Annotated in this window: 25 protein-coding genes; 14 read left to right on the top strand and 11 right to left on the bottom strand. The window is 67.6% G+C overall.

The window, feature by feature from the left end; all coding sequences use genetic code 11:
- Window positions 1-8: 8 nt before the first annotated feature.
- Entirely contained in the window at window positions 9-875 is an 867-nt protein-coding gene (locus DFLDMN_RS28165) for an AraC family transcriptional regulator (protein ID WP_423199030.1), read from the bottom strand.
- A 134-nt stretch (window positions 876-1,009) separates the two neighbouring features.
- Between DFLDMN_RS28165 and DFLDMN_RS28170 the strand changes: the two genes are divergently transcribed.
- Together DFLDMN_RS28170 and DFLDMN_RS28175 are read left to right on the top strand one after the other, a co-directional pair.
- The gene (locus DFLDMN_RS28170; protein ID WP_423199031.1) at window positions 1,010-1,555 is read left to right on the top strand and encodes a carboxymuconolactone decarboxylase family protein; all 546 of its coding nucleotides are present in this window, start codon (window positions 1,010-1,012) and stop codon (window positions 1,553-1,555) included.
- 208 nt (window positions 1,556-1,763) lie between these two features.
- Window positions 1,764-3,563 (top strand): FAD-dependent oxidoreductase, encoded by a 1,800-nt coding sequence (locus DFLDMN_RS28175; RefSeq protein ID WP_423199032.1) that lies wholly within the window; start codon window positions 1,764-1,766, stop codon window positions 3,561-3,563.
- Between the two features lies 1 nt (window position 3,564).
- Here the strand turns inward: DFLDMN_RS28175 and DFLDMN_RS28180 are convergent, their stop codons facing one another.
- Window positions 3,565-4,335 carry a sensor histidine kinase gene (locus DFLDMN_RS28180; protein WP_423199033.1) on the bottom strand — a complete coding sequence of 257 codons (771 nt, stop codon included), beginning with the start codon at window positions 4,333-4,335 and terminating at the stop codon, window positions 3,565-3,567.
- 444 nt (window positions 4,336-4,779) lie between these two features.
- On the opposite strand from DFLDMN_RS28180, the gene DFLDMN_RS28185 reads away from it, so the two are divergent.
- Window positions 4,780-5,562: a response regulator transcription factor gene (locus DFLDMN_RS28185; RefSeq protein WP_423200601.1), complete on the top strand. Its 783-nt coding sequence runs from the start codon at window positions 4,780-4,782 to the stop codon at window positions 5,560-5,562.
- Between the two features lie 63 nt (window positions 5,563-5,625).
- Here the strand turns inward: DFLDMN_RS28185 and DFLDMN_RS28190 are convergent, their stop codons facing one another.
- From DFLDMN_RS28190 to DFLDMN_RS28200, 3 genes are all read right to left on the bottom strand, one after another.
- On the bottom strand, window positions 5,626-6,768 hold the full coding sequence (locus tag DFLDMN_RS28190) for a DUF3734 domain-containing protein (protein WP_423199034.1): 1,143 nt from the start codon (window positions 6,766-6,768) through the stop codon (window positions 5,626-5,628).
- A gap of 29 nt (window positions 6,769-6,797) precedes the next feature.
- Window positions 6,798-7,580, bottom strand: coding sequence for a 3-hydroxybutyrate dehydrogenase (locus DFLDMN_RS28195; RefSeq protein ID WP_423199035.1), 783 nt, complete (start codon window positions 7,578-7,580; stop codon window positions 6,798-6,800).
- An 89-nt stretch (window positions 7,581-7,669) separates the two neighbouring features.
- Complete coding sequence (locus tag DFLDMN_RS28200; RefSeq protein WP_423199036.1) at window positions 7,670-8,410, bottom strand: acetoacetate decarboxylase; 741 nt, start codon at window positions 8,408-8,410, stop codon at window positions 7,670-7,672.
- Between the two features lie 353 nt (window positions 8,411-8,763).
- Between DFLDMN_RS28200 and DFLDMN_RS28205 the strand changes: the two genes are divergently transcribed.
- From DFLDMN_RS28205 to DFLDMN_RS28215, 3 genes are all read left to right on the top strand, one after another.
- A complete protein-coding gene (locus tag DFLDMN_RS28205; RefSeq protein ID WP_423199037.1) occupies window positions 8,764-9,222 on the top strand; it encodes a hypothetical protein in 459 nt (152 codons plus the stop codon).
- 84 nt (window positions 9,223-9,306) lie between these two features.
- Complete coding sequence (locus tag DFLDMN_RS28210; protein ID WP_423199038.1) at window positions 9,307-10,323, top strand: GlxA family transcriptional regulator; 1,017 nt, start codon at window positions 9,307-9,309, stop codon at window positions 10,321-10,323.
- Window positions 10,324-10,675: 352 nt separating this feature from the next.
- Window positions 10,676-12,097, top strand: a complete 1,422-nt coding sequence (locus DFLDMN_RS28215; protein WP_423199039.1) for an ATP-binding protein — start codon at window positions 10,676-10,678, stop codon at window positions 12,095-12,097.
- 369 nt (window positions 12,098-12,466) lie between these two features.
- On the opposite strand, the gene DFLDMN_RS28220 is transcribed toward DFLDMN_RS28215, so the two are convergent.
- The 4 genes from DFLDMN_RS28220 to DFLDMN_RS28235 all read right to left on the bottom strand — a co-directional run bounded on the left by DFLDMN_RS28220 (window position 12,467) and on the right by DFLDMN_RS28235 (window position 16,302).
- Window positions 12,467-13,348 carry a DMT family transporter gene (locus tag DFLDMN_RS28220; protein WP_423199040.1) on the bottom strand — a complete coding sequence of 294 codons (882 nt, stop codon included), beginning with the start codon at window positions 13,346-13,348 and terminating at the stop codon, window positions 12,467-12,469.
- Window positions 13,345-14,370 (bottom strand): LysR family transcriptional regulator, encoded by a 1,026-nt coding sequence (locus tag DFLDMN_RS28225; protein WP_423199041.1) that lies wholly within the window; start codon window positions 14,368-14,370, stop codon window positions 13,345-13,347. The genes DFLDMN_RS28220 and DFLDMN_RS28225 overlap by 4 nt, the downstream gene beginning before the upstream one ends.
- 143 nt (window positions 14,371-14,513) lie before the next feature.
- Window positions 14,514-15,008 carry an Ohr family peroxiredoxin gene (locus tag DFLDMN_RS28230; protein ID WP_423199042.1) on the bottom strand — a complete coding sequence of 165 codons (495 nt, stop codon included), beginning with the start codon at window positions 15,006-15,008 and terminating at the stop codon, window positions 14,514-14,516.
- A gap of 202 nt (window positions 15,009-15,210) precedes the next feature.
- On the bottom strand, window positions 15,211-16,302 hold the full coding sequence (locus DFLDMN_RS28235; protein WP_423199043.1) for a mechanosensitive ion channel family protein: 1,092 nt from the start codon (window positions 16,300-16,302) through the stop codon (window positions 15,211-15,213).
- A gap of 276 nt (window positions 16,303-16,578) precedes the next feature.
- Between DFLDMN_RS28235 and DFLDMN_RS28240 the strand changes: the two genes are divergently transcribed.
- Window positions 16,579-16,842, top strand: a complete 264-nt coding sequence (locus DFLDMN_RS28240; protein ID WP_423199044.1) for a hypothetical protein — start codon at window positions 16,579-16,581, stop codon at window positions 16,840-16,842.
- A 257-nt stretch (window positions 16,843-17,099) separates the two neighbouring features.
- On the top strand, window positions 17,100-18,401 hold the full coding sequence (locus DFLDMN_RS28245) for a UDP-N-acetylglucosamine 1-carboxyvinyltransferase (RefSeq protein ID WP_423199045.1): 1,302 nt from the start codon (window positions 17,100-17,102) through the stop codon (window positions 18,399-18,401).
- A 67-nt stretch (window positions 18,402-18,468) separates the two neighbouring features.
- On the opposite strand, the gene DFLDMN_RS28250 is transcribed toward DFLDMN_RS28245, so the two are convergent.
- Window positions 18,469-19,887 carry a PLP-dependent aminotransferase family protein gene (locus DFLDMN_RS28250; RefSeq protein ID WP_423199046.1) on the bottom strand — a complete coding sequence of 473 codons (1,419 nt, stop codon included), beginning with the start codon at window positions 19,885-19,887 and terminating at the stop codon, window positions 18,469-18,471.
- 110 nt (window positions 19,888-19,997) lie between these two features.
- Between DFLDMN_RS28250 and DFLDMN_RS28255 the strand changes: the two genes are divergently transcribed.
- Both DFLDMN_RS28255 and DFLDMN_RS28260 read left to right on the top strand, forming a co-directional pair.
- Window positions 19,998-20,453, top strand: a complete 456-nt coding sequence (locus tag DFLDMN_RS28255) for a cupin domain-containing protein (RefSeq protein WP_423199047.1) — start codon at window positions 19,998-20,000, stop codon at window positions 20,451-20,453.
- 1 nt (window position 20,454) lies between these two features.
- Window positions 20,455-20,910 (top strand): carboxymuconolactone decarboxylase family protein, encoded by a 456-nt coding sequence (locus DFLDMN_RS28260; RefSeq protein WP_423199048.1) that lies wholly within the window; start codon window positions 20,455-20,457, stop codon window positions 20,908-20,910.
- Between the two features lie 81 nt (window positions 20,911-20,991).
- On the opposite strand, the gene DFLDMN_RS28265 is transcribed toward DFLDMN_RS28260, so the two are convergent.
- On the bottom strand, window positions 20,992-22,050 hold the full coding sequence (locus DFLDMN_RS28265; RefSeq protein ID WP_423199049.1) for a VWA domain-containing protein: 1,059 nt from the start codon (window positions 22,048-22,050) through the stop codon (window positions 20,992-20,994).
- A gap of 75 nt (window positions 22,051-22,125) precedes the next feature.
- On the opposite strand from DFLDMN_RS28265, the gene DFLDMN_RS28270 reads away from it, so the two are divergent.
- The 4 genes from DFLDMN_RS28270 to DFLDMN_RS28285 are packed head-to-tail and all read left to right on the top strand — an operon-like array spanning window position 22,126 to window position 26,265.
- On the top strand, window positions 22,126-23,172 hold the full coding sequence (locus DFLDMN_RS28270) for a trypsin-like peptidase domain-containing protein (RefSeq protein WP_423199050.1): 1,047 nt from the start codon (window positions 22,126-22,128) through the stop codon (window positions 23,170-23,172).
- Between the two features lie 12 nt (window positions 23,173-23,184).
- The gene (locus DFLDMN_RS28275) at window positions 23,185-24,198 is read left to right on the top strand and encodes an AAA family ATPase (protein WP_423199051.1); all 1,014 of its coding nucleotides are present in this window, start codon (window positions 23,185-23,187) and stop codon (window positions 24,196-24,198) included.
- A complete protein-coding gene (locus tag DFLDMN_RS28280; protein WP_423199052.1) occupies window positions 24,176-25,213 on the top strand; it encodes a DUF58 domain-containing protein in 1,038 nt (345 codons plus the stop codon). The genes DFLDMN_RS28275 and DFLDMN_RS28280 overlap by 23 nt, the downstream gene beginning before the upstream one ends.
- A complete protein-coding gene (locus DFLDMN_RS28285; RefSeq protein ID WP_423199053.1) occupies window positions 25,210-26,265 on the top strand; it encodes a vWA domain-containing protein in 1,056 nt (351 codons plus the stop codon). Before DFLDMN_RS28280 ends, DFLDMN_RS28285 begins: the two co-directional genes overlap by 4 nt.
- Window positions 26,266-26,304 lie beyond the last annotated feature (39 nt).

Consider the following 26,304-nt stretch of genomic DNA (forward strand, 5'->3'; position numbering starts at 1 on the left):
CGTTGCGCTCAGCCCGCGCCGTCGTCGCGCAGCCAGTCCCGTGGCGACAGCCCGACGCGTACCTGGAACGCGCGCGACAGTGCGGACGGATTGGCGTAGCCGAGCTCGTCCGCCAGTCGCTTGACCGGCACCCCCTCGCGCAGGCGTGCCTGCGCGAGGCTCACGCGCCAGTCCGCCAGGTAGTCGGCCGGGGTCTGTCCGACGTTGGCGTGAAATGCCGCCGCGAAAGCGCTGCGCGACATCCCGGCACGCTCGGCCATCCGCGCCAGCGTCCACGGCTCCCCCGGCCCTTCGTGCATCGCGATCAGCGCGCGCGCGAGACGCGCATCGGACAGGCCCGTGATCAGTCCCGGCTGCACGCCGGCCAGTTGCGGATGGTCGAGCAACCACCGCAATAACTGGATCAGCACCACCTCGAACAAGCGGTCCGCCAGCAGCCGCTGGCCGCAGCGCACGTGCTCCGTCTCCGCAAACAGCAGGCGCAACGCCGGCGACAAGCCCTGCACGCGCGCCAGCGGCAATACGATCAGCGGCGGCAACGCGCGCGCCACGGGGTTCATGTCTCCGCCGGCGAATTCCAGCGTGGCGCAGGTGAACTGCGAACCGTCGACCGGGGGATTGTGAAACCGGTGCACCACCTGGCGCGGATAGAACAGCAGCGTGGGCTCGTCCACGCGCAGGTGCCGGGGCAACCCGCGCGCGCTATGCGTGACCTCCATCCCGCCCTCGCGCAACACATGCAGAAAGCCGCGCCCTTTCACGTCGAACCGGGTCAGGCCGCACAGCGGTCCCACGTGAAACAGGTGCGCGCGCACGCGGAAGCGCTCAAGCAGCGCGGAGAGGCGGTCTTGCGGCGTGATGGCGGAGGCTGACATACGGACCTGGACGAAAAGATACGAAACATGGACGGATTGTATCCTCAAGTACAGACCGGCCGACCATACTGCCTTCCAGCAACGGCATCTGCCGCCTGCCATCGCAACGCATCGACCCACCGAAAGGATTTCTCATGCAAGCACTTGTTCCCCTGCTCGACCAGCAGACCGCACCGTCCGCCAGCGCCGACACTCTCGCGCAGATCCACGGCGCGTTCGGCGCCACGCCCAACATGTTCCGCGCGGTGGCGAACTCGCCCGCCGCGTTGAAGGCGATGTGGGGCGCGTTTGGCGCGCTGGGCAGCGGCACCATTCCGGCCCTGCTCGGCGAAAAAATCGCCGTGGCCATCGCCGACCGCAACCGTTGCGAGTACTGTCTGGCCGCGCACACCGCGCTGGGCCGCAAGGCCGGCGCCTCGGCCGCCGAGATGACCGCCGCCCAGGCCGGCCACGCCGAGGACCCGAAGACCGCCGCCGCGCTGGCATTCGCGCTGAAGGTCGTCGAGCAACGCGGCCAGCTCGCCGACAGCGAGGTCGCGCAACTGCGCGCCGCCGGTTATCGCGATGAAGAAGTCGTCGAGATCCTGGCACACGTGGCGCTCAACCTGTTCACCAACTACGTCAACGTCGCGTTCGCGGTGCCAGTGGACTTTCCCGCCGTGAAGCTGAATCCGCGCTAGGTTCGCGCCCGCTCCGCGCCTGATCCGCGCGCGCCCCTGCGCGCGCGGCGCCCGGCTTCTCCCTGCCTGCAGGGCCGAAGCCGATGCGTGTGGTACACGGTGTTTCCCAACAAACACCAGTGGTTTCGCCGGCGATGATCCATGATGGCTGCATGCGGAAGACCATGCTTCGTCAGGTCGGCTCCGCCCCTTTTCGAGGCCAGCCATCATGCGCCACCAGTCGCCAGTTCCCTTTCCCGAAGCCGCCCGGCACAGCCCGGCCATGGTCGCCGAACCGTCGATCGACGGCGAATCCGGCCAGGCCTATTCGCCGCTGACCCTGCGCGAGGACCAGATGCATCCCTGCTTCAGCGCAGCGGAGATTGCCCGCGTGCGCGCCTTCGGCGTGCTCCGGCGCTGGCGCACCGACGACTATGTCGTGCGCACCGGCGACGCGGCCGCCGGCATGGTAGTGATTCTCAAGGGCCGCGTGCGCGTGCTGCAACGCGACGGCTTCGACCGCACCACACTGATCGCCGAGCACGGCCCCGGCTATTTCATGGGCGACATCGGTCAGCTGGCCGGCCGCCCGCAACTCGTCGACGGCATCGCGCTGGAAGACGTGGAAGCGCTGGTGATCGCGCCCGAGCGCCTGCGCGCGGTGATGGTGGCCGAGGCCGAGCTGGGCGAGCGCATCATGCGGGCGCTGATCCTGCGCCGCACCGGCCTGATCGAGCGCGGCCGCGGGCCCACGCTGTTCGGGCACAGCGACGAACCGCGCGTGCTGCTGTTGCAGGCGTTCCTGCGCCGGAACAACCATCCGCATACGGTCATCGATATCGACAAGGACGCCGACGCACTGCATCTGCTGTCCAGGACCGCCTTTACGTCGAGCGACCTGCCGCTGGTGGTGTGCCCGGGCGGCACCGTCCTGCGCCGGCCCGATACCGGCCAGTTGGCGTCGTGCCTGGGACTGCTGCCGGAATTCCAGGCCAACCAGGTGTACGACGTGGCCGTGGTCGGCGCCGGCCCGGCCGGTCTGGCCACGGCCGTCTATGCGGCCTCGGAGGGCCTGTGCGTGACGGTGCTCGATTCGCTCTCGCCGGGCGGCCAGGCCGGGGCCAGTTCACGCATCGAGAACTACCTGGGCTTTCCCACCGGGGTCTCGGGGCAGTCGCTGGCCAGCCGCGCGTATGCGCAGGCGCAGAAGTTCGGCGCCCATATCGCGATACCGCTGGAAGTGACCGGCCTCGAATGCGGAGGCCAAGGCGGCGGGAATGGCGCCGGCAATGGCCGTGATCGTCACGGCGACGCCCCCCAAGGCATGGCCGGCGGCATCCATCGCATCATGCTCAAGGATGGCCGCAGCGTGAGCGCGAAAACCGTGGTGATCGCCAGCGGCGCGGCCTATCGCCGGCCACCGATTCCGCGCCTGGCCGACTTCGAGGGGCGAGGCGTCTACTACTGGGCCTCGCCGGTGGAAGCGCGCCTGTGTGCGCGGCAGGAGGTGGTGCTGGTGGGCGGCGGCAACTCCGCCGGTCAGGCCGCGGTCTACCTGGCCACGCATGCGGCGCACGTGCATGTGGTGATCCGGGGTCCGGGCCTCGAACAGAGCATGTCGCGCTACCTGATCGACCGCATTGCCTCGCAACCCAATATCACCGTCCATCCGCACCGCGAACTGACCGAGCTCCACGGCGACTGCCAGCTGCGCGAAGTCACGGTGCGCGACCGCACAACCGACACGCTGGCGCGCATGGCGGTGCGGCATGTCTTTCTGTTCACGGGCGCGGAGCCGAATACGGGCTGGCTGCAGTCCTGCCACATCGACCTCGATGCCAAGGGCTTCGTGCTGACCGGACGCGGCCTCGGCCAGCCTGGCAGTGCCGGCGCGGCGTCGATGGAGACCAGCGTGCCCGGTGTGTTCGCGGTGGGCGATGTCCGCTCCGGCTCGACCAAGCGCGTGGCTACCGCCGTGGGCGAAGGCGCGGCGGTAGTCTCGCAGATCCACGCCTACCTGACGGTGTGAATCATGCCGGCGCGCTGCCTCGGCTGCCCTCGTGGCCCTCGTGGCCATCGTGCAGGGGCAACTGCACGACAAAACGCGCGCCGCCGCCGCGTGGGCGCTCGGCCCAGATCCTGCCGCCGTGCGCGCTCACGATGGTCTGGCAGATCGAGAGGCCCACGCCGATGCCATCCGGCCGCGTGGTATGGAACGCCTGGAACAGCCGCAGCATTGCCGCATCCGCGATGCCTTCGCCGCTGTCCTGCACCGAGAAGACGGCATGGCTGTCGGCCCCGCTGCCGGTGCGAATCAGGTCGACGCACAGCAGGCGGCGGCCCGGTGCCGCCACCATCGCCTGAATCGCGTTCACCAGCAGGTTCATCACGACCTGCTGCAGCAGCACGCGCTCGCCCCACACGCAGCAATGGCCGGCGGACAGATGCACATTCAGTTCGACGCGGTGGCGCTGGAACTCGTGGTCGAGCCATTGCAGGCAATCGCGCAGCATCGTGTTGAATACCACCGGTTCCGGGGTACCGGCTCCCTTTGCAGCCATCTTGCGGAACTGGGTGACCACCGCGATCGCACGTTCGGCGTCGGCAATCAGCTTCTCGATGGCGGCGGTGGCCTCGGCCACGTCCGGGGTCGGACGCTGCAGCCAGCGCACCGCGGTGCGGCCGCGCACGATGCAGGCGGAAATCGGCTGCAGCACATCGTGGACTACGCTCGTGAACAATCCACCCATCATGGCGAGGCGCGTGCTGTGCATGCGCTCGCGCTCGGTCTCGCTCATCATGGGACGGTGGTTACCGCGCGCGCGCGACCGCGTCTCGAGCGGCACGGTCACGCCGAGCGCGCCGGCAGGGCGCCCTCGTTTCGATACGTCACCGCAACGCGGACTGGATAAGTCATGGGGGCGCTCCGACAGAGTGGGAAAAGTTGCGACGCGGCATGCTACGCGCGCGCATGCCGCGCGGCATAGGACATTGGTCCCGGTTTTTCCGCCATCGCCGTCTGACTCCCATTTTGGTGCTTTTGTACCGAATCATTGTTGCACGACAGGAAACTTCGCCGTCCACCTTTCAAGCTTGACGTGATATTTCACGGTACCTAGACTGCCACCGACCTGCCAGCGATCATCACCCGATGGTCCGCCGATGGTTACCCGCAGAGCCATGACATCGTCCGATCCGTACTGGAGCCGCCAGTGAGCCCCCCACCTGTGAGCCCCTCCCGTGTAGTGCCCTTCCGCGACCCCGCTCCCCCGGACGATGCCGTCGTCTACATCGTTGACGACGACCCCAGCATGAACGACGCGCTGGCGGACCTGCTCAAGTCGGTCGGCATGGCGTCGCGCAGCTTCCTGTCGGCCCAGGCCTTTCTCGCCGTCGAACGCGAAGACCGGCCCGCCTGCCTGGTGCTCGACGTGCGCCTGCGCGGCACCAACGGACTCGACCTGCAGGCCTACCTGCGCCAGCAGGGCATGGCACTGCCGGTGATCTTCATTACCGCCCATGGCGACGTGGAGATGAGCGTGCGCGCAATGAAGGCCGGTGCCCGCGATTTCCTCTGCAAGCCGTTCCGCGACCAGGACTTTCTCGACGCCGTGGCCGATGCCGTCGATGCCGACCGCGCGCGGCGCGCCGCGCTACGCGTCGACGACCGCCTGCGCGCGCGTTTCGCCTCCCTCAGCGAGCGCGAACGCGAGGTCATGCTGCTGGCGGCGGCCGGCCTGATGAACAAGCAGATCGCGGGGCGTATCGGCATCAGCGAGGTCACCATCAAGATCCATCGCAGCAACGCCATGCGCAAGATGCAGGCACGCACCTTTGCCGAACTGGTCAAAATGGCGCACGAGCTGAATGCGATTCCGGCGCAGGCCGCCGATACCGATCTGAACGCGGCGCCGAGGCTCCAGCGCAGTACCGCCGCAAGTCCCCAACCGCCCCTCTCTCATCCGCACGCCCGGTGCCGCCAGGCCGGCCATGCCGACCTCGGCGACACCTTGCTGCAATCGGCCTGATCCGCCGCGCTCACGCCCCGGCCCAACCCAGGCCAGGTCGGTCAGCGGCACGTTACCAGGCCGCTATGGCCGCTTCTCGCGATGGATATCGTGGGTCACGAACACCTGCTCGTGCGTTGGCATCCGCAGGCATTCCGGATGCATGAGCGTCTCGCGGATATCCTCCAGGCCGCTCGCCCAGTGTTCCCGCATCGTCAACGGTCCGAACTGGTAGTCCTTGGCATGGCCCTCGAACGGCTTGTCGCGATAGATCAGGTGAATGACATTGCGGCGCGCATCGCAGGCAAACTCGGCCGCGGTCCGGTAGGCATCATGATTGCGCCGGTTGGCCGGCACCAGCGACATCAGTTCCGACAGCATGTGCCGGAATTTCTGGTGCTCGCTCATGTAGTGCGTGATATGGCGGGTCCGGCTGGAATACTGCACGTCCTTCTGTCGCGTCGCCACGTCGAGCAGGTTGTCCGGCATGCGCCCGCGCGCGCTCCACAGGTCCACCTGGAAGATCAGCGAGTCGCGCCGCGGATAGGCCTGCAACACCTCCGACAGCGGCGTGTTGGAAACGAGGCCGCCGTCCCAGTAGTGTTCGCCATCGATCTCGACCGCGGGGAATCCCGGCGGCAAGGCGCCCGACGCCATGAAATGCTCGGCGCGCAACCGCATCTGCGTGTTGTCGAAATACGTGAGATTGCCGGTGCGGACATTGACCGCGCCGACCGAGACCCGCATCTCTTCATGACGGTTGAGCAGGTCGAAGTCGACAAAGCGCTCCAGCGTCGCCTTGAGCGGTGCCGTGTCGTAATAGCTCGCGCCGCTGCCGGGCGTGAACGGCAACGGCCACGGACGCGGGTGGAAGAAGCCGCGCTGCCCCTCCAGCAGCGCGCGGCTTGCCTCGATACTGTCAAACCAGACCCGCAGCGGGTCCGGCCAATGCACGGCGCCGTCGGCAATCAGCTCATAAGGCACGAGACTCGGCAGCCATGGCTGACTACAGATATGGTTCCAGAAACCACGCAGCTGCTCCACGCGGCGCTCCGGCGCATTGCCGGCGATGATCGCCGCATTCAGCGCGCCGATCGAAATGCCCGCCACCCAGTTCGGCTCGATGCCCGCGGCCGCGAGGCCTTCGTACACACCGGCCTGATAGGAACCCAGCGCCCCGCCTCCCTGCAGCACCAGCGCGCGAACGGGATACTCCATATGCACCATCTCGTGTCTCCTTGCCGTCCGGCCGCGCGTTATTGCATATACCAGCCGTGGCTGACCACGAACGACTGCCCCGTCAGCGCCGCCGACGGATACGCGCACAGAAACAGCGCGGTCTGCGCCACGTCGTCGACAGTGGTGAACACGCCGTCGACGGTGCCGCCCAGCATCACGCGGCGGACCACTTCCTCCTCGCTGATGCCGAGCTCCTTCGCCTGCTCCGGAATCTGCTTGTCGACCAGCGGCGTACGCACGAAGCCCGGACAGATCACGTGCGAGCGCACGTTGTGCTCGCCGCCCTCCTTGGCCAGCACGCGCGCCAGGCCCAGCAGCCCGTGCTTGGCCGACACGTAGGCGCACTTGAGCGGCGAAGCCTCATGCGAATGCACCGAGCCCATGTAGATCACGGTGCCGCCGCGCTTGCCGGGATACATATGGCGCAGCGCCGCGCGCGTGGTCAGGAAGGCGCCGTCGAGGTGGATCGCCTGCATCTTCTTCCAGTCGGCAAAGCTGTACTCGTGGATCGGATTCACGATCTGGATGCCGGCGTTCGAGATCAGGATATCGATGCCACCAAAGGCTTCCGCCACCGCATCGGTGGCGCGGTCCACCGCCTGCTCGTCGGTCACGTCCATCGCGACGGCCATGGCGCGGCCGCCGGCACGCTCGATCTCCTGCACGGTGCCCTGGGCCGCCTGCAGATTGAGGTCGGCGACGGCGACGGCGGCACCTTCGCGCGCGAGCAGTTCGGCAATGGCCTTGCCGATGCCGCTGGCGGCACCGGTCACGATGGCAGACTTGTTCTGGAGCTTCATGATGTGCGTCCTGTTTCGAGGTAGAGAGTGTGAGAGAGTGTGCGAGAGTGTGGGAGAGGTGCGACAGAGGCAGAAAGTGCCTGCGGCGCTCAGGCCAGGTAGTCGTGGACCACCTCGCCGAGACCCAGCGTGAGGTCGGCTACGTAATGCCTGGCACCCAGTACCTCGAGCACGGGCAGCGAGGCCACGGGCGCCAGCGCATGCGGGAACAGCGACAGCGCCGCCGGGCCCGACCACGCGCCCTTCACCTGCACGTCCTTGAGGAAATAGCAGACCAGCTCGCAGATGCGGGCCGTGCCATCGACGTGCGGGATGATCTTGAGCAGGTAATTGGGCGTAGTGGCCAAGGTCTGACCCACGGCATCGCCGTCGAGTTCAAGATGTTTGTAGCCCATGGTGCCGGTGGCCACGCGCACAGGACCGTAATCGAGCGAGCCGACCAGTGTGTCCTTGCTGACACAGACGCGCGGGCTCGCCAGCTTTTTCGGGAAGCCCCACAACTCACGGCCCGCGGCCAGCGGCGGGTGGTCGTCGAGGAACATCGCATGCGTATAGTTGCCGCGCCGCCCCTGAAAGCGCACCGGAATGACCTGGCCGGACTCGGTATAGTCACCGAATCCGGTCGAGTCCGGCATGCGGATGAATTCGTAGTGCACCACCGGCTCGTCGAATTCCAGGGGTTCCGGAATCGCGGCGCGCAGCAGGTCCGCATCGGTGCGATAGGTGATGACGAAATACTCGCGGTCGATAAATCGATAAGGGCCCATTGGGTAGGCTGGGCTGCAGAGCGGACTCGCAAAGGCGCGTGCGCGGATCGTCTCGATATCCATGGGTTACGATTCTCCGGTTGAGGTCGAGCGTCACGTCTCGCGCCGGGCGGATGGGCACCGACGCGATCCATGCATTCTGGTACACGATTCGTGCCACCGCTATGACACCCAGGGATCGCGGCGAAAAAAAACTGTGTTGCCGCGTGGGACATGGTCTCGCGCGCCGTAACAAGCGCGGTCGCGGGCGCATCGGCGCCGCCTGCTCATGCCCAGGCAGTAGGGGCTGCGGCCTGAGGATGAGTGACAGCCAGGGCGCTTGCCACTATGTTCACACTATCGCTTCGGCGGGCGCACGTCGCCGCGCCCCATCCACCGTTACTCACCATGTCGCTCCACGGCATCGCGTACCGCTCATGTCCTTTGCGCTGTCGTCGCTGTTGAACCCGCTCCCGGCAATTGCACAAAATCAGTGCCTTGCCGAGGCGCTGCGCATCTTCGATAACTACGAAGGTGCATGTGCGGTGGTCGTCCTTGCCGGCGAACTCCCCATCGGACTCATCCTGCGTCGCCTGATTGCCGATGTCATTGCCCTGCCCTGCTATCGTCAGACGCTCGGGCGCGAGAACTGCCTGTGCTTTGTCTCGGTCGCGCCGGTCGTGATCGCGCACGACGCCACGACATCCGCGCTGGTGCAGGTGCTGGCGAGCCAGCCGGTCAATGCGCCGCCCGATCCGTTCGTCGTGACCGCGCGCGGGCGCTATGCGGGTGTGGTCGCGCGCGATCGTCTTGCCGCCGCGCTGTGCGATGCCGATCCCACCGCGGCGATCTGGCATGCGGGCCATCACAACTGGCGCCGGTCCATGTGCCTGTAGCGTGGATGCCGCGTCGAAGCATGCGGCCTCGAAGTCTTGCCGTTACCGTTTATCCTGTTTGTCCCGTCGTTGCCGTCGTCCACCATGCAGTCGCCCCTCGCACACCCACCCGCCATTCCCTCCGCGCCGCCGCGCCGCGTCGTGTTCGTCACCTTCCCGCGGATGTGCCTGCTCGACATTACCGGTCCGCAGACCGTGTTCTGGCTCGCGTCGCGCATCGCGCAGGCGCGCGGCATGGGCGGTTATGACTGCCATACGGTCAGCCTCGATGGCGCACCGGTGCAGTGCATCGAGGGTGTGGTCATGCTGACCGCGCCCGCCCGCGCGCAGCATCCGCGCGATATCGATACGGTCGTGGTGCCCGGCACGCCCGAGTTTCCCGAACTGCTGGACAGCACGCTGCCCCTGGTCGAGTGGTTGCGCGACACCGCGCGCGGCGCGCGGCGCATAGCCTCGGTGTGCACCGGTGCCTTCCTGCTGGCGCGCGCGGGCCTGCTCGATGGCAAGCGCGCGGCCACGCACTGGGCCATGCACGACCAGTTCGCCGCGCTGTTTCCGGCGGTGGAGATCGACCGCGAATCGATCTTCGTCAAGCAGGGCAACACGTGGACCTCGGCCGGCGTCACGGCCGGTATCGACCTGGCGCTGGCCCTGGTACAGGAAGACTACGGGCACGAGGTCGCGCTCGACGTGGCGCGCGAGCTCGTGGTGTATCTCAAGCGGCCGGGGGGACAGCCGCAGCACAGCGAGATGCTGAAATCGCAAAGCCGTGACGTGCCCGTCTTCGATGCGCTGCATCTCTGGATAACCGAAAACATCTCCAGCCGGGACCTGACGGTCGACCGCATGGCGGCGCGCGTCAACATGAGCCCGCGCAACTTTGCGCGCGCCTACAAGCAGAAGACCGGCCGCACGCCCGCCAAGGCGCTCGAACACCTGCGCATGGAGGCCGCGTGCCGCCTGCTGCGGGCCACCGGCCGGCCCATCGACGACATCGCGCGCGCATGCGGCTTCGGCGATGAAGAGCGCATGCGCGTGACCTTCCATCGCCAACTCGGCATGACACCCTCCGACTATCGGCGCACGGGCGTCGGGTCCTGAGCGACGACTGCGACCGGACGCGGGAGATCAGCGCGCGCGGCGCGCCGTGGCGGATGACCGACATGGCGCGCGCGCGCACTGACAAATACTCCTGAATTTCTGCCAACGTGCGGGTCGGCTGGCGTGTTCTCATGGAAACAATGGAAAAATGGCCTCCACGATGCAATTTAACGGCGGCCGGTTCAATGACGGCGGCCCTGGTGTCGCGGCTTTGATGCCGCAGTTTTGATGTTTGCAGTTTCGAAGATCCGGGTCCGCCTCGGCGCGCACCCAGGAGTACGGACAAAGTCCAGCGATGAGCGCAGCAATACGGCAGCCAGTGCCGCCCCATGGACGCAACGGGAACGAGCCAGTGACCGGCCGCTCCCGCGAAGTCCTTCTCTTCGGCCCCTACCGTCTGTACTGTTTCGAGCGACGGCTCGAACGCCATGGGCAGCCGGTGCCGTTGAGTAGCCGCGCCCTCGATATCCTCATCGCACTGGTCGAACGCGCGGGCGAGGTCGTGGAGAAGCGCGATCTGATGGCGCGCGCATGGCCCAACATGGTGGTCGACGAAAGCAACCTGCGGGTCCATATCGCCAGCCTGCGCAAGCGGCTCGACGACCCCGAGACGGGCTTCAGCCCGGTTTCGAACGTGCCCGGGCGCGGTTACTGCTTTATCGGCAGGGTCGAGCGCGCTGCGGCGGCGGCGCTGTATCCGGCCAGCCCGCGGCCCCTGGCCACCGCATCCGCTGCCACCACTGCCACCACGCTGGACAGGTGGCCCGGGCTATCGGCGCTGCCCACCATCGGACGCGACGATGCCGTGCGCACCATCGCGGCGGCGCTGCCGGTGCATCGCTTCGTCTCGATCGTGGGGCCGGGCGGCATCGGCAAGACTACCGTCGCCATGGCCGTCGCCCAGGCCATGCGCGGCGAGTTCGGCGACGCCACCAGCCTGTTCGATCTCGGCCTGGTGGCCGACGCCCACGCCGCGATGGATGCGCTCGCCCAGATCGGCGCGTGCCGGCCGCAACGGCCGACGTTGATCGTGATGGACACCTGCGAGCATGTGCTCGGCGCGGTCGCGCCACTGGCCGAGCAGCTCGTGGCCGGGTCGCCCTATGTCCACCTCGTCGCCACCAGCCGCGAGGCCCTGCGCGCCAAGGGCGAACACGTCTTCCGCCTGCCGGGCCTGGCGGTGCCGCCGGGCGGCATGCGCCTGAGCCACGTCACCGCGCTGGCCTTCCCCGCCATGCAACTGTTCCGGCAAGCCGCGGCCGCGGGCGGCAACGATGCCTGCTGGAACGCGCAGGAAGTCGAGTACGTCGCGGATATCTGCCGGCGCCTCGACGGCCATCCGCTTGCCATCGAACTGGCGGCGGGTCGCGTGGCCACCTTTGGCATCGAAGGCACCGCGCGCTGGCTCGACAGCCCCTCCCTGCTCTACTGGCAAGGACGCCGCACCGCCATCCCGCGCCACCGCACGCTCGGGGCCGGCATCGACTGGAGCTATGGCCTGCTGTCGGAGACGGAATGCCGCGTACTCCGCGACGTATCGGCCTTTGCCGGCAAGTTCGACCTCGAAAGCGCCCTCGTCGTCCTGTGCCGGCATCCGTGCGAAGGGCCGCTGGTCGCGCAGGCGCTCGACAGTCTCGTGGCCAAATCCCTGCTGGCCGTGGTGCACGAGGCGGGTGGCACCATCCGCTACGCCATGAGCGAGCCGGTGCGCGTGTATGCGTGGCACAAGCGGCAGGAACAACTGGCCATGGCTGACGCGCAGGTGCGCGCATAGCCGAATGCGCAGGCAGGTGGGCCCGCCGCGGCAACGCCGGCCTGGCCCGCGCCACGGCGCTGCAACATAAAAAACGAGCCCGCGCGATGCGGGCTCAATGGCGATGGGGATCGCCAGCGGGAAAGACGCGGTTTCAGATCGCACCACTGCAGCAGATGGTGACAATCAGCAAGGCATTGAAGCCCATCACGGCGATCCAGACCGACAGTAACAGCAAGGGCGTGCGGTCGTGCATGATGGACTCCTCGAAGCTGCGCGCACCTGCCGGCGCGCCATGCATGGAATCCTAGTGACCGGGCTCGCCCGGCGGAAGATACCGCGCGAGCTTCATGCTGTTGCCACCGCCGCACCAATGTCCGCGCGCGCCGCTCAGGCCGATTCCGCCACCGCGGCGCCGCGCCGTGGCGTGCCGACCAGCAGGCCCAGCGCATTCAGGGCGCATGCCACGAAGATCGCCGGCCAGTTGGCATGGCGGTCCGCCTGGGTCAGCGCCAGGCACAGCATCGAGAGCGCGGGCGTGGCGTACGCCAGCGTGCCGATACGCGCGACCTGGCCGGTGCGCATGGCGCGATCCCACAGCACAAAGGCAAGGCCGAGCGGACCCAGGCCGATCGCGGCCATCGAGGCCCAACCCGCCAGCGTGGGCACGTGGCGCGGCTCGAACAGCAGATGGCCGCCCAGCGCCAGCACGCCTGCCCCCAGGCAGAACCCCCCCGCGGCCCACGACGAATATCCGTAACGCACGGACAGCCGTTGCGTGCCGAGCGAATACACCGCCCAGGTGAGCGCGGCCACGGCCGCGCACGCGTAGCCGATGCCATGGCTCCACTGCGGTGCGCCGCTTGCCGCCGACGGCGCGACCGCCACCACGCAGCCCAGGCAGGCGATCGCACAGCCGGCCCCGCCCTTGCGGTCGACGGCATCGTTTCCACGCCCGCGCATGCGTGCCGCCAGCACCACCATCAGCAGCGGCCACAGGTAGTTGATCATGTTGGCCGCGGCAATCGGCGCCAGGTGAAACGCGCCGATCAGGCACACGTGGTACACGAACAGACAGCCCGTGCCGAACACAAATACCCGCGCCGGCACGCGCCAGGCGCGCACACGGTGGATCGAGGCCAGGCTGCCGCAGCAGAGCGAGATGCCCGTCAGCAGCCACGGCGGCACATCGTGCGCGTGTCCCACCAGCGAGGCAAACGATGCCCACAGCGCCACCGCCCCGCCCGCATACAGCCAGCTGGCGGCGCTCATGGGCGTCCCCAGGTGGCGGGATACTGCGCGTCGTAGGCACTGAGACAATTCAGGTTGAGCGCGCGGATGCCTTCGGACATGAAGTCGATAAACACGCGAATGCGCGTGGGCAGGTGCTTCCGGCTCAGGTAGCAGATGTAGTGGCCGCGATCGTCGGGGGCATATTGCGGCAGCGCGATGGTCAGCTCGCCTCTGGCCAGCAGGTCCCACAGCTGGTAGCCGCACATCTGCGCGAGTCCGTGCCCGTCCTGCACGGCGCGCAGCACCAGATCCGCATCGTTGAAGCAGAGCCGGGCGTCTGGCAGCACCTTGCGCAACTGCCCGTCGACCTTGAATTCCCACTCGAAGATGCGCCCGTTGGCAAAGCGGAAGTTGACGCAGCGGTGGCGCGCCAGATCTTCCACCGTCTCGGGCAGGCCGTGCAGGCGCGCATAGTCGGTGGACGCGCACAGCGCCATCTGCATCGGAATGATGCGCTTGGCGATGATGCTGGAGTCCTCGATGCGGCCGTTGCGGAATGCCACATCGATGCGGTCGGAGGCAAAGTCGGTATGGCGGTCGTCGAGCAGCAGGTCGACCGTGATATCGGGATAGCGCCGGCGGAACTCGCCCAGCAGCGGGGCCACGATCTTGCGGCCGAAGCCGACCGTCGAGCTGATGCGCAACATGCCGTTGGGCGGGCCGTCGCGCATCTCGCGCAGTTCATTCATGGCCTCGACGATGCGCCCCACCCCGTGCGAGCAGTTCTCGAAGAACCGCTCGCCCTCGCGCGTCAGCTGCGTCGAGCGCGTGGTACGCAGAAACAGCCGGGTATGCAGCTGGTTCTCGAGCCGCTGCACATTGCGGCTGACGGCCGAGCGACCGATGCCAAGGCGTTCGCCCGCGCGGGCAAAGCTGCCTTCGTGCACCACGGCAATAAAGGCCATGACCCCCGCATAGCTTGTCGAGAAGGTCGCCGACAGTGCATCCGCATGGGTGTTGGACGAGGAGAGCGATTGCGCTCCGGATTCGGATTGACTCATTGATACCGGCACATCGTTGGGAGAACAAGGGCCTCCGTCCGTCAGGACGGAGACGTTGCTCCGATTGTGACCGGCCGCGCGTTATCCGAAACGCATGTTTAACGACTCTTCACAACGTTTAACGGCAGTGACGCGAATCCGCCTCACTGCACCGCCACCGTAATACCGGCAATGCCCTGCCGCGCCATCTTCGCGTACGGGCAGACCCGTTCCGCGTTGCGCACCAGTTCGTCCGCCAGTATCCGCTCGATATCGGGCAGGAACACCTGGACATCGGCGGTCAGCATATAGAGACCATCGACGGGATCGCGTCCGAAGGCAACCGTGACCTTGACCTTGGCGTTGGGGATGGCCACGCGCGCCTTGCTCGCCAGCAGATGCAGCACGCCATGGAAACAGGCGGCATACCCGGCCGCGAACAGCTGCTCGGGATTGGTGCCGTCGCCGGATCCGCCGAGCTCGCGCGGCAGCCGCAGGTCCACCGCGAGGTTGCCGTCTTCTGCGCGCGCAAAGCCGGATGCGCGCCCATGCCCGGTTTCGCCGCCGGTCACCGTGACCGACGTGACATAGAGCGGTTTGAATTCGTTCCCGTGGTACTTGTCGAGTAATGTGACCGAAGGGGGAAGCAGACTTGTCATATGGAGGTTGGGTAAGGACCCGGAGCAGATCCGGTGCCGGAGATCTCATAGTTGTCGGACCCTTTCTCCGGCAGCCTTCATCGTAGGCGTGCCCTTCGCGCGAGGCTAGCGTCGGCAAGGGACGCAATGTGTTGACATGCGGGCACCAATTCAGGCGATTGTCCACCTCCCCGCAACACCGGCCGCCGCCCGCCCCCCGCGCTCACACCACCGATGTGCGCTCCCCGCCATGCGCAATGTCTCCCGCCTGGGACGCGCTGTACTCCATGCGCATGCGCGGCAGGTACTGCGGATATTCCCGTTGCATAAAGTCGATCAGCCCTTCGCGCACCACGCAGCGCAGGTCCCACGCCAGCCCGGAGGAGGCCGCCGTGCACAGCACGCGCAACTGCATGGTGCGCTCGGTCGCGTCGGTGACCACCAGGTTGAAGAAACGTTGGTCCCACTGCGGCGCGGCACGGACGATACGCTCCACCTCCTTGCGCAACGGCGCCAGCGGCATGCCATAGTCCACGTAGAAGAACACCGAGCCGAGCAACTGCGAATTGTTGCGCGTCCAGTTCTGGAACGGCTTCTCGATGAAGTACTGCAACGGAATGATCAGGCGGCGATCGTCCCAGATGCGCAGTACGACATAGGTACTGCGAATCTCCTCCACGCGGCCCCATTCGCCCTCGACGATCAGCACGTCGTCGAGGCGGATGGGCTGGGTCAACGCGAGCTGCAGCCCCGCGATCATGTTGCTGAACACGGGCTTGGCCGCAAAGCCGGCAATCAGGCCGACCACCCCGGCGGAAGCCAGCAGGCTCGCACCCACCTGCCGCGCGCCCGGGAAGGTCATCAGCAGCATGGCGGCGCCCATCACGGTGACGAGCGTCATCGCAATGCGCGACAATACGCGCGTCTGCGTATGGATGCTGCGCGCGGCAATATTGTCGGCCACGTCGACCGGATGCCGGTCCAGCACGCCTTGCGCAAAGCCGGCGATCACGCGCACGATCAGCCAGGTGGTGGCGGCGATCATCAGGATGCCGTTGATATGCCGCACATTGTCGATCCAGCGCAGCTCGTCGGGCGCACCCTGCCACACGGTCTGCAGCGCCAGCAGCGGCATCACCACCTGCGCGGGCGCGCGCGCCTTGATCACGATGTTGTGCAGGACCGCGCTCGAGCGCGTGATGCGCAGCAGGATCAGCCCCCCCACGCGGTGCACGACCAGCGCGAGTATCACGGCGACCAGCGCCGCCGTCCAGGTCCCGAACCAGGGGTGATCCAGCAGGATATCGATGTCCATCCTTGTCTTTCCTTTGTCGTGGCATTCAAGTCCGTAACGACAGCGAGGAGGCGCAGAAGTTTCGTGCAGGTGCAACACAACGGCAAGGCGGCATGCCCATCGCCCGTCTCCGTCTGCGCAAAAACGGGTGCGTCTCCCTTGCACGGGCGACGCAAAATTTACCGTCCTCGCGCGCCACGCGCGGGGCGCGCTACCCCGCCGATGTGGGGTGCGCCGGCAGCGCGGCGGCCGGCACGCACATGGCACACGTTTTGTACATCAGGGCACGAGGCCCGCATGGGCAACCCGGTTATCTCGACCCGCATGACCATCTCCGCGCTGCAAAAACGCATGATCGAATTGCTCAATGCGGGCTACTCGCTCCGCATCGTCCGCTCGCCGCTGAACGGGTTGCCCGTCTACGCGGTGCTGTGCCGGCCCGAACCGCATACCGAAGTCGAGGCGGTGCCCTGGTGGCGCGTCGAGCGGTTGCTGCGCACGGGACGGGTGCGTCTCAATTGCGCGAGCCTCGAAGTGGCCACGCATATCGTGCCGCTATAGTTTTCCGCTTCCCGACGCGTTACACCAGCCCCGTCCGGAGACCACGCCGCCGGACAACGGTAGAATGCCGCACGCCCTCTTGCTGCATTTGCCTTACGCGTCACCCGCCGGCCCGGCCAGGCGCGGCGCGGAGTCCTCGTGTATGCCCGCGAAGCGACCCCGCCGACTCACCCGACTCACCCGACTCACCCGACTCACCCGACTCACCCGACTCGCCCGATTCACCCGATTCACCCGAGCCCCACCATCGCCCGCCCATGTCCAACCTGATCGTCCACGGTGGCACGCCCCTGCGCGGCCGCATCATTCCCTCGGCCAACAAGAACGCCGTGCTGCCGGTACTGTGCGCCACCCTGCTGACCGACCAGCCCCTGCGCCTGCACCGCGTGCCCGACATCACCGACGTGCGCAAGATCCTCGACATCTTCCGCACGCTCGGCAGCGACGTCCGCATCGACCATGCCACCGGCACCCTCGACCTGCATCATCGCGATACCCGCTTCGACGCCGCCACGCATCGCCTGCCCGAGGAAATGCGCTCGTCGATCATGCTGGTATCGCCGCTGCTGGCCCGCTTCGGGGTGGCGCGCCTGGAGGACAACGTCAAGGGATGCACGCTCGGGGTGCGCGAGATCGATCCGCACGTCGACATCTTCCGCTCCTTCGGCGGCGAAGTGGAACGCATCAGCGGGTCGCTGCTGATCCGCAGCAGCGGCGCGTTGCGGCCCACGCACCACTGGCTCGACTACGCCTCGGTGACCACCACGGAGAACTTCGTGCTGTGCGCGGCGGCCGCGCACGGCGAGTCGACGCTGACCAACGCCGCCTCCGAGCCCCATGTGCAGGAGTTCTGCCGCTTCATGACCATGATGGGCGCGGACGTCGACGGCATCGGCACCTCGCGTCTCACCGTGCGTGGCGGCGCCACGCTGCGCGGCGGCGAATTCACCTTCGAGGAAGATTTCCACGAGATCACCACGTTCCTCGCGCTCGGCGCCATCACCGGCGGCGACGTGGCGGTGCGCAACGGCACGCCAGCCAACTTCCCGCTGATCGACCGCACCTTCGCCAAGTTCGGCGTGCAGGTGGTGCACGAGGACGGCTGGTCGCGCGTACGCGAGGTCGGCCAGCTCAAGGTGCAGACGCCGTTTACGACCAACACGCTGACCAAGGTGGAAGCCGCGCCGTGGCCGTATTTCCCGGTCGACCTGCTGCCGATCTTCATCGCGCTGGGCGTGCGCGCGCAGGGCAATGCGATGTTCTGGAACAAGGTCTACGACGGCGCGCTCGGCTGGACCGGCGAGCTCTCGAAATTCGGCGCGCACGTGTTCTCGTCGGACCCGCACCGGCTGATTACCTTCGGCGGCAACCCGCTGACGCCCGCGGTTGTCGAGAGCCCGTACATCATCCGCGTCGCCATCGCGCTGTTCATGATCGCGGCCAGCATCGATGGTCGCTCGGAGATCCGCAATGCCACGCCGATCCGCCGCGCACACCCGCGCTTTGTCGAGAACCTGCGCGGCCTCGGCGTGCAGGTGGAGTGGACCAGCGAGGAGTGAGACGAAGCATGGCGTGGTGGGCGGGCCCACCCGCACGCGCCCGGTGTCCCGCTAGCCCGCCAGTCCGCTAGCCGGTGACCTTGCGAATCACCTGCTGCAGCCGGTCGCACGCATTGGGCAGTTGCCGCTCGATCGTCGGCGCCACGCCGAGCAGCAGGCCAGACCGCTGCGTGGCGGTGGAGCAATAGCCCGGCGACAGCGGCGCGGGCGCGATGCCGTAGGCATACGACTCGCGCGCGATGCGCCGGTCGTCGGCCCCGTCGGGCAGACGTACCACTACCGCCAGCCCGGCCGGATACGCCTGATAGCCGCGCGCCGTCATCGCCGCGAGCAGCGCGTCGCTGCGCGCGGCATAGATCCGCTTCATGCGGCGCAGGTGGCGCAGATAATGCCCTTCCCGCATGAATGCGGCCGTCGCCATCTGCACGGCCGGACCGGGCGCGCACGCCTGCGACGCCACCACCTCGTCGAAGCGGTCGACCAGCGCCGGCGGTGCCACGACAAAGCCGAGCCGCAGGGTCGGGCTGATGGTCTTGCTGAAGGTACCGATATGGATCACGCGTCCGCTGCGATCCTGCGAGGCCAGCGCCGGCGCCGCGCGCCGCCGCAACTGCAGCTCCCCCAGGTAGTCGTCCTCGATGATCCAGGCATCCGCGCGCCGCGCCCACGCCAGCAGTTGCAGGCGTCGCGCGAGCGACAGCGTCGGCCCCAACGGGGCCTGCTGGCCCGGCGTCACCATGGCGAGCGCGGCGTCGCCCGCATGGCGCTCGCCATAGCCGACGTCGATACCGTCTTCATCCACCGGCACGGGCACGGTTTCCATGCGCGCCGCGGCCAGCCCGCGCCGGGCCGGCAAAAAGCCAGGATTCTCGACCCATGCCTTGCGTCCTTCCACGCCCAGCGCGCGCAGCACCACCCCGAGCGCCCCGGTAAACGCGGCCGTGATGAAGATCTGCGATGGCTGGCAGTCGATGCCGCGCGCCAGCGCGAGATGCGCGGCAATCTCGCGCCGGAACGCATGCTCGCCGCGCGGATCGGGGTAGGACGCGGGCGCCTCCACCTCGTCGCGCGCGGCCCGCGCGCGTAGCCGCGCGAACAGGGGCACGGGAAAGCAGTCCGAGGCCGGCACCCCCATCTGGAAGACCGCGGGGCCGGGCAGGAAGTGCTGGTACAGGTCGGACCGCAGATCCGACGCCAGCGCGCGCGCCTGCTCCCTGACCGGATGCACCGCCGGCAACAGATCCGACACGCGCGTGCCGCCGGCCCGCGACGACACCACGAGCTGGGCATCGGCGAGCCGCTCGTACGCGCTCTTGACCGTGCCGCGCGCGACCCCGAGCTGGGCCGCAAGGTCGAGCCAGGACGGCAGCCTGGCGCCCGGCACCAGCACGCCGGTTTCGATGGCACCGGCGATGCCGGCCCGGATCTGTTCGGCAAGCGACTCGCGCGAGCCGCGGTCGAGTCGGAGGTCGGGTAGTGGATTCATGGAGAGATCGGGAGGCAAAGGCAATGCCCTGGTACAGCAAAAAATCGCATTCCTGGTTCTTTTTGATGAACCATCGTACGCGCATGATTCTATCCACCAAGGAGCCAATCATGAAACCACGCCATATCCTTCTATCCATCCTGGCCGCGATCGGCATGGCCGGCGCGAGCCTTGCCGCGGCACATGGTACCGATGCCCATACCGGTGCCCATACCAAGGGCGGCGATCATGTCACGCCGAATTTCGCGCATGCCATTCCCAATATTCCGGGCAAATCGCTCGTCGCCGTGGAAGTGTCCTATCCTCCCGGCGGCGCATCGCTGCCGCATACGCATGCCAGGTCGGCGTTCATCTACGCCTATGTGGTATCGGGCAGCATTGCCAGCAAAGTGAACGACGGCCCCGAGCGTGTCTACAAGGCCGGCGAGAGTTTCTCCGAATCCCCCGGCGACCGCCACCCGGTAAGCCGCAATGCCAGCAAGACCAGGCCGGCCAAGCTGCTCGCGGTATTCATCGTCGACACGGACGAGAAAGAACTGACCACTTTTCAAAAGCAGGAGCAATGACATGAGACTCGACTACACCAAGGCATCTCCGGGCGGCGTCAAGGCATACGGCGGCGTGTACGGATACATCATGCAATCGGGGCTCGACGAGACGCTGGTCGACCTGGTCTACCTGCGCGTCAGCCAGATCAATGGCTGCGCGTACTGCCTGGACATGCATACGCGCGACCTGATCAAGCGCGGCGTCACCCCGGCCAGACTGGCGCTGGTGCAGGCGTGGCACGAAGCCGGCGCCATGTTCAGCGAGCGCGAACGGGCAGCCCTCGCATGGGCGGAAACCGTTACCCTGGTGGCCCAGACCCACGTGCCGGACGAGGCTTTCCAGGCCGCCGCCGCGGTGTTCGGCGAAAAGGAACTGTCCGATCTGACCATGGCCATCGGCCTGATGAACGCCTACAACCGGCTCGCCATCAGCTTCCGCCGCGAGCCCGATTCAGTGGTGGCGTTGCAAGGATGACGCCGGACGCATGACGGCGCGGCGCCGACGGCACCACAACTTGCAAATTCTACAAGCGCCAGATCGGACCGTCGCGCCGCCTCAACGCCGGAACCACAGCAGCGACAGCGCGCCGCCCAGCACCAGCAGCACGGCCGCGCCCGCCGCCAGCAGCGCGCCGAGCTCGGTCTCCTTGCGCTCCAGCGCAAAGCGGGTACTGAGCTTGCGATACACCTGGCTCAGGTCCGCGGCCGTCCCCGCATGAAAATATTCCGCGGCGGTAATGGTAGCCACCGCGCGCAGCGACGGTTCGTCGAGCTGCATGAAATACGAGAACTCCCCCGCACCGCCGCCGCCCGGCGTGCCAAATCCCACCGTATAGACCCGCACGCCGCGCTGCGACGCCATGCGCGCGGCGTCGATCGGATCCGGCCCGGTTGTGCGCCGGCCATCGCTGAGCAGGATCACTGCACCATTCTGGTACGAACCGGGCTGCGCTGGCGGCCGCTGCTGCGCCCGTTTGCGCGCGGCGTCGGCCGCGGCGGCTTCGTCGAGCGGACGGCCCTGCGCCATCGCATAGGTGGAATCGCTACCGAACAGAATGGCTTCCAGATCGATGCCATCGTCGGGAAACAGCACGGCCAGCGCCTGGATCAGACCGCTGCCCGTGGCCGTGCCGCGCTGCAGCTGGAAGCGGTCGATGGCGTCGAGCATCTCCTGCCGGTTATTGGTCGGCGGCAGCACCACGGTCGCGGTGGCCGCGAACGAGACAATGCCAAGCCGCACACTCGCCGGCAACTCCACGATGAGATCGCGCGCGGCCTGCTGCGCCGCGGCCAGGCGGTTGGGCGCCACGTCGTTGGCTTCCATGCTGCGCGACACATCCATGGCGAGCACCAGCGTGAGCGAGTCGGAGGGCAGCGTAATGGTGGCGGTAGGGCGCGCGCAGGCGAGCAATGCGGCAATCAAGGCCAGCAGGAACAGCACCGGCGGGATGTGCCGCCGCAGCCGCTGCCCCGTCCCCAGCGCCGCGCGCGGCAGGGCAAGACTGGCGTACAGCAGGGCGGTTCTCTTGCGCCGTGCCATCAGATACAGATAAGCGGCTACCAGCATTGGGACCGCAAGTAGCAGCCAGAGCATTTGCGGCCAGAGAAACTGCATGCCCTGCTCCTTGGCGCGTTGTGTGAGAGGATGGTACTGTATTTTCCAAGGCGGGATGGGACCTCGGGGGCAGCGATGAAACGGGTGACGATCTACGGATGGATATCGGCAGCGGTCGCGCTGGCTGTCGCCGTGGGCGTGGGCACGGCGTGGCTGCTGCGGCCGCCCCCGCACAAGCTCACGCAGGCGGATATCGACGCCGCCGTCCTGCATACGCTGACCACCAGGACGCTGCCCTCGCGCACCGCGCGAGCGGCGGAAGCGGTACGCGAATCGGTGGTGGAGATCCGCAATTTCCAGCCAGCGGAAAAAAAGGAGGACGCCCCTCCCTCGCCGCATGCCAGGCGCGATCCGCCCGGCAAGAAGGGCGCGCAATCGTCGCCACCGTCGCCACCCGCAAAGCGCGATGAACTGGCCCGGAACAACGCGCCCGACAACAAGGAACAGCCCGCCCGCTCCGGCGAGAAGGCACCCGACAAGCCGCTCCCGGATAAATCGCCCCCGAGCAAACGGGCCAACAAGGGTGGCGACAAGGCCGGCGACAAGAACGCCGGTACCGGCGAAACGCTGGCCGAACAGCTCGAGCCGCACCAGATCGGTTCCGGCGTGGTGGTCACGGAAACCGGCATCGTTCTCACCAACTACCACGTGGTGGCCGGCGCCAGACGCATCGAGATCCGCTTCCATAACGGCTTTATCGCCGAAGGCGTGGTACGCCAGGCCATGCCCGAGAAGGATCTCGCCATCATCCAGGCGAGGACGATCCCCGATGACCTGCCGGCGGCCACGCTCGGCAATAGCCGCGAACTCGCGCCGGGGTCCGAAGTCGTCGCGGTGGGCTTTCCGTTCGGCATCGGCCCGTCCGTATCCGCCGGCGTGGTGTCCGGCCTCGATCGCGAATTCGTCTCGCCCGACAACAAGCATCACCTGGAAAAGCTCATCCAGTTCGATGCCGCCGCCAATCCCGGCAATTCCGGCGGCCCGCTGGTCAACATGAATGGCGAGGTGGTCGGCATCGTCACCGCCATCCTCAACCCCAACAACAGCGGCACCTTCCTCGGGATCGGCTTTGCCATCACGATCGAAAGCGCCGGCGGTTCCCTCGGACTTTCCCCCTTCTAGACGCGGAGGCCTATGAACGACCAAGCCCGGAGCGCTGCCGACAGCGCCAACCTGATGGAACGCCTGCTGTTCGAGGTGAAGCGCGTGGTGGTCGGCCAGGACCACTTCCTGGAGCGCGTGCTGGTCGCCATGCTGGCCGGCGGGCACCTGCTGGTGGAAGGCGTGCCCGGCCTCGCCAAGACGCTCACGGTCAATACGCTGGCCAAGACCATGAGCGGCACCTTCAAGCGCATCCAGTTCACACCCGACCTGCTGCCGGCCGATCTGGTCGGCACGCGCATGTACAACCAGGGCACCGGGGAATTCTCGACCGTGCGCGGCCCGGTCTTCGCCAATCTGCTGCTCGCCGACGAAATCAACCGCGCGCCGGCCAAGGTCCAGAGCGCGTTGCTGGAAGTGATGCAGGAACGGCAGGTGACCATCGCCGGCGAAACCCATCGCGTGCCGTCACCGTTCCTCGTCATGGCCACGCAAAACCCGATCGAGACCGAAGGCACCTACCCGCTGCCCGAGGCGCAGGTCGATCGTTTCATGATGAAGGTGCTGGTCGGCTATCCGAGCGAGGAGGAAGAGGTCGTGATCGTCAATCGCGTGACCGGCCCGCGCATCCACGTGGGGGCCATCGCCACGCCCGAGCATCTGGCCGCGCTGCAGGAAGAGTGCCGCCGGGTGTACGTCGATCCCGGCCTGATCCAGTACGCGGTGCGCGTGGTGGCGGCCACCCGCAAGCCGGGCGCCTATGGCCTGGCGGACCTCGATCGCTACGTCTCGTTCGGCGCCAGCCCGCGCGCGACCATTGCGCTGATCGAAGGCGCGCGGGCGCTGGCCTACCTGCGTGCGCGCCACTATGCATTGCCGGAAGACGTGATCGACCTCGTGCCCGATGTACTGCGCCATCGCCTGGCGCTGTCATACGAGGCGATGTCCGACGGCATGAGCGCCGACCAGCTGATCGCGCGCATCCTGAAGGCGCTGCCGGCGCCCGAACGTCCGCTGGAATCCCATGTTCAGGCGGCTGCGCGCTAGGCGCGAGGCGAGCCGCGCAGCGGCGCCGCCAGCCCTCCCGCCCGACGAGCGCGCGCAGGGCGCGGCGCCGGTCGGCGTGGGCACGCACCAGGCCGACGCATTGCTGCGGCGCCTCGAATGGACCGTGGTGCGCCGCCTCGACGGTCTGTTGCAGGGGGACTATCGCACCCTGTTCCGCGGCTTCGGCCTCGATCTGGCCGATCTGCGCGAATATCACCCGGGCGACGATGTGCGCCATATCGACTGGAACGTGACCGCGCGCCTGCAGGCGCCGCATGTGCGCGAGTACCAGGAGGATCGCGAGATATCGGCGTGGTTCCTGCTCGATCTCAGTGCTTCGGTCGATTTCGGTTCGGGCAAGGTGCGCAAGCGCGACGTGCTGAGCGAGTTCACCGCGGTCATGGCGCTGCTGCTCACGCGCTACGGCAACCGTGTCGGTGCCGTGATCTATGGGGGTGCGCCCGCTGCATCGACCGCGGTGATTCCCGCGCGCGCCGGCCGGCGCCAGCTGCTGCATCTGCTCGATCGCATCGAGACCACCCCTGCCGCGGCGGCCGGCGAGACGCGCCTGCGCGACCTGCTGGAGCGCGCGCGCGCGGTGGCCCGGCGGCGTTCGGTGCTGTTCGTGGTGTCGGACTTTATCAGCACGCCAGGCTGGCAAGCCTCGCTCGCCATGCTGGCGCGGCGCCACGAAGTGGTGGCCGTGCGCCTGGTCGATCCACTCGAGATGGCGTTGCCAGACCTCGGCCTCGTGGTGCTGCAGGATGCCGAAAGTGGCGAGCAGATGTTCGTCGATACCCATGACGCCGCCTTCCGCAAGCGCTTTGCCGCGGCGGCCGAGGCGCGCGAGGCGGAACTGCGCCTCGGCTTCACGCGCGCCGGCGTCGACTGCCTGACGCTCTCGACCTATGCGCGCCTGGACCTTGCGCTGCTCCACTTCATGCGCGAGCGGCGGCGGCAGCAGTCGGGGGGGCGGCCCGCCGCCGGCACTGCCACCGGAGGGGTGGTCGCATGATGGAAACCATCAACCGGCTGCCGCTGCTCAGCTTTCTGTGGCCGAGCATGCTATGGCTGCTGGCGCTGGTGCTGGCATGCGGCGCCGGCTACGTGTGGCTCGACCGGCGCCGGCGCCGCGTGGCGGTAAGCTTTCCCACGCTCAGGACGGTGGGCCCCGCGCCAACCGCCGTATCCGGCTGGCGCCGCCATCTGTCGCCGGTCCTGATCCTGCTCGCGCTTGCCGCGCTGACCCTTGCCGTGGCGCGGCCGCAGGCGGTGATGGTATTGCCGTCGCATATCGAAACCGTGGTGCTGGTCATGGACCTGTCGGGCAGCATGCGCGCGCAGGACGTCAAGCCCAGCCGCATCCGTGCCGCCCAGCAGGCCGCGCAGATTCTGCTCGACGAGAAGCCGGCGGCCGTCAGCGTGGCCGTGGTGGCGATGGCGGCAACCGCGGCGGTGTCGCAGGCGCCCAGCCGCAGCAAGGAAGACGTCATGACCGCCATCGAGAACCTCAAGCCCCAGGGCGGCACCGCGCTTGGCAACGGCCTGCTGGTGGCGCTTACGACGCTGCTGCCGCAATCGACGGCGGACGCCGAGCGCATGATGAACGAAGACCCGGTGCTGCCGCGGCGTCCGGGCGCCGACGACGCCGACGCTGTCGCGCCCGGCTCCTATGCGCAGGGCGCGATCGTGGTGTTTTCCGACGGCGAAAGCAATGCCGGGCCCGCCGCGGTCCAGGCCGCCGAACTCGCCGCCACGTATGGCGTGCGCATCTTTACCGTGGGCGTGGGCACGTCCGAAGGCACCGTGCTCAAGGTCGACGGCCTGTCGTCCCGGGTCAGGCTCGACGAAGCGGTGCTCAAGCAGGTGGCGGAGCGTACCAATGCCGAGTACTTCCGGCTGGAGGATGCGGCGGCGTTGAAGAAGGTGTATCGCGAGCTCAATGCCCGGCTCACCATGGGCAAGCGCGACCAGGTGGAAATCACCGCGTTCTTCGCCGCATTGGGCGCGCTGCTGGCGGCGCTTGGAGGGCTGGTGTCGCTCTGGTGGTTCGGGCGCGTGGCCTAGCGCCGGCGGCGGACAGACCGGCAACCAGCCGGGCTCATT

Origin of the sequence: Cupriavidus sp. H19C3, assembly GCF_049393815.1 — a bacterium.
Taxonomy (GTDB): domain Bacteria; phylum Pseudomonadota; class Gammaproteobacteria; order Burkholderiales; family Burkholderiaceae; genus Cupriavidus.

Bases quoted from the DNA above. Each gene is read 5' to 3' on its own strand.
- DFLDMN_RS28165 (WP_423199030.1), bottom strand. From the start codon at position 875: ATGTCAGCCTCCGCCATCACGCCGCAAGACCGCCTCTCCGCGCTGCTT.
- DFLDMN_RS28170 (WP_423199031.1), top strand. From the start codon at position 1,010: ATGCAAGCACTTGTTCCCCTGCTCGACCAGCAGACCGCACCGTCCGCC.
- DFLDMN_RS28175 (WP_423199032.1), top strand. From the start codon at position 1,764: ATGCGCCACCAGTCGCCAGTTCCCTTTCCCGAAGCCGCCCGGCACAGC.
- DFLDMN_RS28180 (WP_423199033.1), bottom strand. From the start codon at position 4,335: ATGATGAGCGAGACCGAGCGCGAGCGCATGCACAGCACGCGCCTCGCC.
- DFLDMN_RS28190 (WP_423199034.1), bottom strand. From the start codon at position 6,768: ATGGTGCATATGGAGTATCCCGTTCGCGCGCTGGTGCTGCAGGGAGGC.
- DFLDMN_RS28195 (WP_423199035.1), bottom strand. From the start codon at position 7,580: ATGAAGCTCCAGAACAAGTCTGCCATCGTGACCGGTGCCGCCAGCGGC.
- DFLDMN_RS28200 (WP_423199036.1), bottom strand. From the start codon at position 8,410: ATGGATATCGAGACGATCCGCGCACGCGCCTTTGCGAGTCCGCTCTGC.
- DFLDMN_RS28205 (WP_423199037.1), top strand. From the start codon at position 8,764: ATGTCCTTTGCGCTGTCGTCGCTGTTGAACCCGCTCCCGGCAATTGCA.
- DFLDMN_RS28210 (WP_423199038.1), top strand. From the start codon at position 9,307: ATGCAGTCGCCCCTCGCACACCCACCCGCCATTCCCTCCGCGCCGCCG.
- DFLDMN_RS28220 (WP_423199040.1), bottom strand. From the start codon at position 13,348: ATGAGCGCCGCCAGCTGGCTGTATGCGGGCGGGGCGGTGGCGCTGTGG.
- DFLDMN_RS28225 (WP_423199041.1), bottom strand. From the start codon at position 14,370: ATGAGTCAATCCGAATCCGGAGCGCAATCGCTCTCCTCGTCCAACACC.
- DFLDMN_RS28230 (WP_423199042.1), bottom strand. From the start codon at position 15,008: ATGACAAGTCTGCTTCCCCCTTCGGTCACATTACTCGACAAGTACCAC.
- DFLDMN_RS28235 (WP_423199043.1), bottom strand. From the start codon at position 16,302: ATGGACATCGATATCCTGCTGGATCACCCCTGGTTCGGGACCTGGACG.
- DFLDMN_RS28240 (WP_423199044.1), top strand. From the start codon at position 16,579: ATGGGCAACCCGGTTATCTCGACCCGCATGACCATCTCCGCGCTGCAA.
- DFLDMN_RS28245 (WP_423199045.1), top strand. From the start codon at position 17,100: ATGTCCAACCTGATCGTCCACGGTGGCACGCCCCTGCGCGGCCGCATC.
- DFLDMN_RS28250 (WP_423199046.1), bottom strand. From the start codon at position 19,887: ATGAATCCACTACCCGACCTCCGACTCGACCGCGGCTCGCGCGAGTCG.
- DFLDMN_RS28255 (WP_423199047.1), top strand. From the start codon at position 19,998: ATGAAACCACGCCATATCCTTCTATCCATCCTGGCCGCGATCGGCATG.
- DFLDMN_RS28260 (WP_423199048.1), top strand. From the start codon at position 20,455: ATGAGACTCGACTACACCAAGGCATCTCCGGGCGGCGTCAAGGCATAC.
- DFLDMN_RS28265 (WP_423199049.1), bottom strand. From the start codon at position 22,050: ATGCAGTTTCTCTGGCCGCAAATGCTCTGGCTGCTACTTGCGGTCCCA.
- DFLDMN_RS28270 (WP_423199050.1), top strand. From the start codon at position 22,126: ATGAAACGGGTGACGATCTACGGATGGATATCGGCAGCGGTCGCGCTG.
- DFLDMN_RS28275 (WP_423199051.1), top strand. From the start codon at position 23,185: ATGAACGACCAAGCCCGGAGCGCTGCCGACAGCGCCAACCTGATGGAA.
- DFLDMN_RS28280 (WP_423199052.1), top strand. From the start codon at position 24,176: ATGTTCAGGCGGCTGCGCGCTAGGCGCGAGGCGAGCCGCGCAGCGGCG.
- DFLDMN_RS28285 (WP_423199053.1), top strand. From the start codon at position 25,210: ATGATGGAAACCATCAACCGGCTGCCGCTGCTCAGCTTTCTGTGGCCG.